At 70.1% G+C, this 4,901-nt stretch carries 4 protein-coding genes; 1 reads left to right on the forward strand and 3 read right to left on the reverse strand.

Annotated elements, in window-relative coordinates; genetic code table 11:
• Positions 1-410, reverse strand: a 410-nt coding sequence (locus K6I34_RS31740; RefSeq protein ID WP_229331371.1) for a hypothetical protein, incomplete at its 3' end; no start/stop codon positions are given.
• Positions 411-474: 64 nt separating this feature from the next.
• Positions 475-1,446, reverse strand: coding sequence for a hypothetical protein (locus K6I34_RS31745; RefSeq protein WP_229331373.1), 972 nt, complete (start codon positions 1,444-1,446; stop codon positions 475-477).
• Positions 1,447-1,852: 406 nt separating this feature from the next.
• On the opposite strand from K6I34_RS31745, the gene K6I34_RS31750 reads away from it, so the two are divergent.
• Positions 1,853-4,000 carry a GDSL-type esterase/lipase family protein gene (locus K6I34_RS31750; protein WP_229331375.1) on the forward strand — a complete coding sequence of 716 codons (2,148 nt, stop codon included), beginning with the start codon at positions 1,853-1,855 and terminating at the stop codon, positions 3,998-4,000.
• Positions 4,001-4,004: 4 nt separating this feature from the next.
• Here the strand turns inward: K6I34_RS31750 and K6I34_RS31755 are convergent.
• A partial coding sequence (locus K6I34_RS31755) for an acyl-CoA dehydrogenase family protein (RefSeq protein ID WP_229331377.1) occupies positions 4,005-4,901 on the reverse strand: 897 nt, incomplete at its 5' end.

Genomic DNA, 4,901 nt, shown 5'->3' on the forward strand with positions numbered 1-4,901 from the left:
CCGGCGGGCAGGGGCAGCGGGTCGGTCTTCCCGGACGCCGTGTCCAGCTGGAGCAGTTGGGCACCGGCCCTGTCGATCATCCAGATGACACCGGCCGACTCGTCGACCGCGACGTGCCCCGGGGCCAACCGGCGGTCCAGGGACCATGTGGTCTCCTGCCCGCTGGTGAGGCTCATGGTGGTCACGTGCGATTCGGGCGGGCACGTGACGCAGGCGCGACCGTCGCGCGTCACGGCCAGGCCGCCGCTCTCCTGCTCTCCGTACGGCAGGGGAAGGTCGGTCCAGGTGGCGGCCGACGGACTCACACCGACCAGGAACCGGCCGTGTTTCTCCAGATACCACAGCTTTCCGTCGGCGGCCACGCCCAGTCCGGCGATGTCGACGGGCCTGGGGAGAGGGAATTCACGCACAGGTTGAATCACAATTCGACTCCTCGGCTTCGTCCCCGCGAGCGCTGTCGTCCCTGACTTCTGCCTATGACTTCTGCGGGGAATTCCTGCTGGGGGTGGTGCCGGTGGTCAGCCGCACCAGGGACTTGGAATTGGCGCCGCTGCACCACACTTCGCCCCCGGAACGGATGGCGACGGCATAGGGGCCGCTGTTGGCGGTCGGGAGGGTCCATTCCGCGGGCTGGCCGCCCTCGGCGTCGATCCGGCCGACGCGATTGGTACCGGACGCGCAGTACCACAGCGCGCCGTCGCCGCCGACGGCGACTCCGACGGGGGCGCTGCCGGAAGCCAGGCCGATCCGCGTCATGCCCGCGGTGGCGGGGTCGATGTCGCCGATCCAGTGGCCCGCGGTGCTGGACACCCACAGTCCGGAGGGGCCGGAGGCGATCCGGGCCGCGGGGTTCGCGAACGGCAGGTCCCAGGACTGGAAGCCACCCGTTTCCAGGTCCAGTCGGCCGAAGCGGTTGGCCGACGACAGCGTGTACCACAGGGCGCCGTCGGAGCCGAACGCCAGGGCCTGCGGCTTGCCCCCGGACGGCACGAGCCACGAGCGCACGGAGAGAGTGGCCCGGTCGATCCGGTGCAGCAATCCGGTCCCGTTGGCCGCGCACCACACGGAGCCGTCCGGGCCGAAGGCCAGAGCGGTGAGCAGCCCCCCGTCCGGCACGGGGATGGGCGCGAAGCTCGCGCTGCGGGGATCGAACCGGTGGACGACGCCGGACAGCCCCGCGATCCAGACATGTCCGTCCTGCGCCTGCGCCAGGCTCTGCGTCCCCTTGGGGTCGGGGTAGGGAAAGACGGAGATCCCATGGGTGAGGGGGTTGAGCCTGCCGATGGCGCACTGGGTGGGCGCCGGGGAGGCCGGCAGATTCTCCAGCCCGAACCAGATGTTGCCGTCGGTGCCGACGGCAATGGCCGTGGGTTTCGCTCCCGGGACAGTCAGCGGAATTTCCTGGATGTGGCCACCCGTCGCCGTCTCCGCCTGGCCCGGGCTCACGAAGCAGATCCATTCGCCATCAAGCCACCCATTTCCGTAGAAACCGCTCGGTGACTTTCCAGAGGGATTAAAGCACCGGCGAGGCGGGGCGAATAGACCGCCTCCTTGCCAATGGCATGCCAGTGCCGATTATGCGGCATTGTCGGAGCGCCGGATCCCGGGAGTGGAGTGGCCCTTGGGAGGGGGCGGGAGCGCTGGTGCCGGCCGAGTATCCAGGAGGGGAAGGGTGGCACTTCTGGGGGAATCTTCCGCGTCACGCGGTTGACTTGAAGCGCGTTTCTGTCGGGCGCGACGGCCTTGTCATACGGAAGGGGGCGTGCCCGCTGTCCGTGCGGGCGCGACCGGTGTCACCCTCATGGCTCGCGTGCGATGCGTACGCGCCGGGCTCGTCCTACGGTCGGTCTCGATGAACAAGCGTCTGGTCGTCGTCCTGGCCGTTCTCGTGGCCGTCGTGGCTGTCGTGGCGGGCCTGCTCCAGGGCACGCCACCGCACGCCGCTGCCCTGACCCGGGCTCAGTCCCAGAGCCGGGCCCTGACTCGCTCTCAGGCCCAGGTGAACGAGCACCGGGCCGCGACGTTCAACATGCAGTACGGCAACCGCTGGCAGACCGCCATCCTCCCGCTGGCCAAGCAGGTGGAGGTGCTGGCGCTCCAGGAGGTCCGCGACGAGGACCCGCCCGACGTGGAGCCGGCGGACGGGACGGTGGTGCGCCGCGAGACACGCCTTCAGGTGTCCGGCACCACCTACACCGTGCAGCGCTTCCGCTGGGTGAACTGTGCCTTGCAGCCGTGGCAGGGCCAGTACCAGTACTGCGTCATCTACAAGATGAAGACCAGAGGCGCCAACCGCTCCCTCTCCCTCGTGGTCAACCAGCCTGCGGACACGGTCGACGCCGTCAACGTCATCCCGCCCCAGGCGACCGGCTCCCGGCTGGAGCCCGACGCCAAACCGGCGCTCGGCATCAGGCTCACCGACGGCACCTGGTTCTACTGCGTTCACGCCAGAAACCGGGTGGGTGCCGCCCAGACCAATGACGCGCCCTTTCTTCTGGACAAGATCGGGCAGGCGGCGGGGGACCACTGGGCGGCCATGGGCGATTTCAACCGCACTCCCGGCTCGCTCCCCGCGGATCCGTCCGGCCGGCGCATGGTCATCAGCTCCGGGCAGCTCACCTATCCGAGGCGAGGGCCCACCTCCGAGCTGGACTACATGGTCGCCCGGGGAATTCCCGTGCCGCACCAGTACACGGCGTTCCGGCTGAGGTTCGTGGAGGAGTCGGACCACTTCCCGGTCGGCTTCTGGACCAGCGCCAACCCCGACGGACACGACGTGCTCTGCGAACCCGGGGACCAGTTCCTGCGGCAAGGGACGCCGCGGGCCGTCTGCACACCGGGGAAACCCGCGGTCATCGTGTCGATGGGCGACAGCTACGCGTCCGGCGAGGCCGGCAGATGGGCCGGCAACGCCGACACCGACCCGTACGGCACGGTGTGGGGCACCGACCGCGCCGCAATCGACTGCTTCAGCGAGCGGAGCTGCGAACACGACCCCGACCAGGTCTACGGGCCCACGTCCTACAGCGCGAGCGGCAACAAGTGCGACCGCTCGGACGTGGCCCCGATCACCTGGGCCGAATACCCCGGCGTCGACCCCTGGCAGCATTTCAACCTCGCCTGCGCCGGTGCCACCACTCACGAGATCGGCAACCCGTACGACGAGAAAGGCGAGCGGGCACAGACCGATCAACTCGCCTATATCGCGGACAACTACAAGGTGAAGCTGATCACTGTGTCGATCGGCGGCAACGACCTCGGGTTCAGGGAGATCGTCACGGACTGCGCCAAGCGGTTCATCGCCAACGAGTACAGCGTCATCGGCCATCCCGTCGTCAAGCCCTACGCGTATTGCAAGGACGCCTGGCCCGGCATGCTCGACAAGATCGAAGAGGTCGGGAACCGTGTGGACGCGGCCGTTTCCTCCATCCAGAAGACGATGACGAAGGCCGGATACCAGCCGGAGGACTACCGGCTGGTGGTGCAGTCCTACCCCTCGCCACTCCCCCAGGCACAGGACTACCGCTATCCGGAGGCGTACGACACCAGGTACGGAACCGGTGGCTGCCCCTTCTACGACACGGACACCGACTGGGCCCGGAGTGTCCTCGTCGGCGCCTTGAGCACCCGGCTCCGGAAGACGGCCACCTTCACCCACACCGTCTTCCTGGACCTGCAGAACGCCTTCGCGGGCCATGAGTTGTGCAGCAAGTCCGCCCATCAGGCGACCGCGGAAGACACTGCGGACAACCCGCTGTACATCAGGAATGCGGAGTGGGTCCGCTGGATCCCGTACCTGCGTTCCAAGGACTTCCCCTGGCTGTCGCAGGGCGACCAGCAAGAGGCGATCCACCCCAACGCCTACGGCCAGGAGGCCCTGGGCCACTGCCTCACCGACCTCGGCGGAGCCATGAAGTGGGACCGCCGGGCCACGGACTTCACCTGCCGCGTCGACCCGGCCACCGGCGACCTCGTCCTGGAGAAGAGCGCGCAGGGGTGAAGGGTCAGGGCTCGGCGGTGAGGGCGGGCCAGAGGGTGGCGGCGGTGAGGGGCCGGGCCAGGCGGCGTGCCCAGTAGGTCTCGTCGCCGTCCTCGTCGCGCCAGGACCACAGGCGCGTGGTGGCGAGGTGGAGCGGGTGGAGCCGGGTGATACCGACGGCGCCGTGGAGCTGGTGGGCGATACGGGCGATCTCGGCGGCCGAGGCGGATGCCTGGGTCTTGGCCGCGGCGACGGCGAAGTGCGCAGCGGGGCCGCCGGTTTCCAGTGGCGCGGCGGCGGCCTGGACGGCGGCGCGTACCAGGGCGGCTTCCTCGATCAGCCGCGCCTCTTCCTGCTTGACGGCCTGGAAGCGGCTGAGCGGACGGCCGAACTGGGTGCGGGCGGTGGTGTGGGCGACCGTCAGTTCGACGCAGCGTCCGGCGGCTCCGGCGATGAGGGCCGACCGTGCCAGGGCCGCGCGGAGCCGGGCCTCGTCGAGCAGTTCCGGGGAGATCCGGCGGACGCGCGAGGCGGGGATTTCGAGGGCGGCGAGGTGCAGGTCGTCGCGGGGTTCCTCGGCGAGGTTGCCGCCGGGGGTGAGAACGGCCTGGTCCGGGGTGAGGGTGAACAGGACGGGGCCGGAGGGGGCCGTCGCCAGGACGACCACGGCACCGGCGGCACGGGCCCAGGGGACGCGGCGCAGGGTGCCGGTGATCAGCAGGGTGTCGTCCTCGCCGGAGCAGCCGGCCGAGCCGACGCCCGAGGCGGCCGGACGGGCGTAACGGATCGTCAGCTCGGGGGCGATGGCGTGGCTGAGCGGTCCTGCGGGGACCGGGAGGCCGACGCGGCGCAGCAGCGGGCGGGCGACCAGGGCGGTCTCGGCGAACGGGGCGGGGACGGCCCGGCGCCCCGCCTCCCGTAC

This window comes from Streptomyces sp. UNOC14_S4, from assembly GCF_020740835.1.
Taxonomy (GTDB): Bacteria; Actinomycetota; Actinomycetes; order Streptomycetales; family Streptomycetaceae; genus Streptomyces.

Coding starts and splice junctions, on each gene's coding strand:
- K6I34_RS31750 (WP_229331375.1), top strand. CDS start 1,853: ATGAACAAGCGTCTGGTCGTCGTCCTGGCCGTTCTCGTGGCCGTCGTG.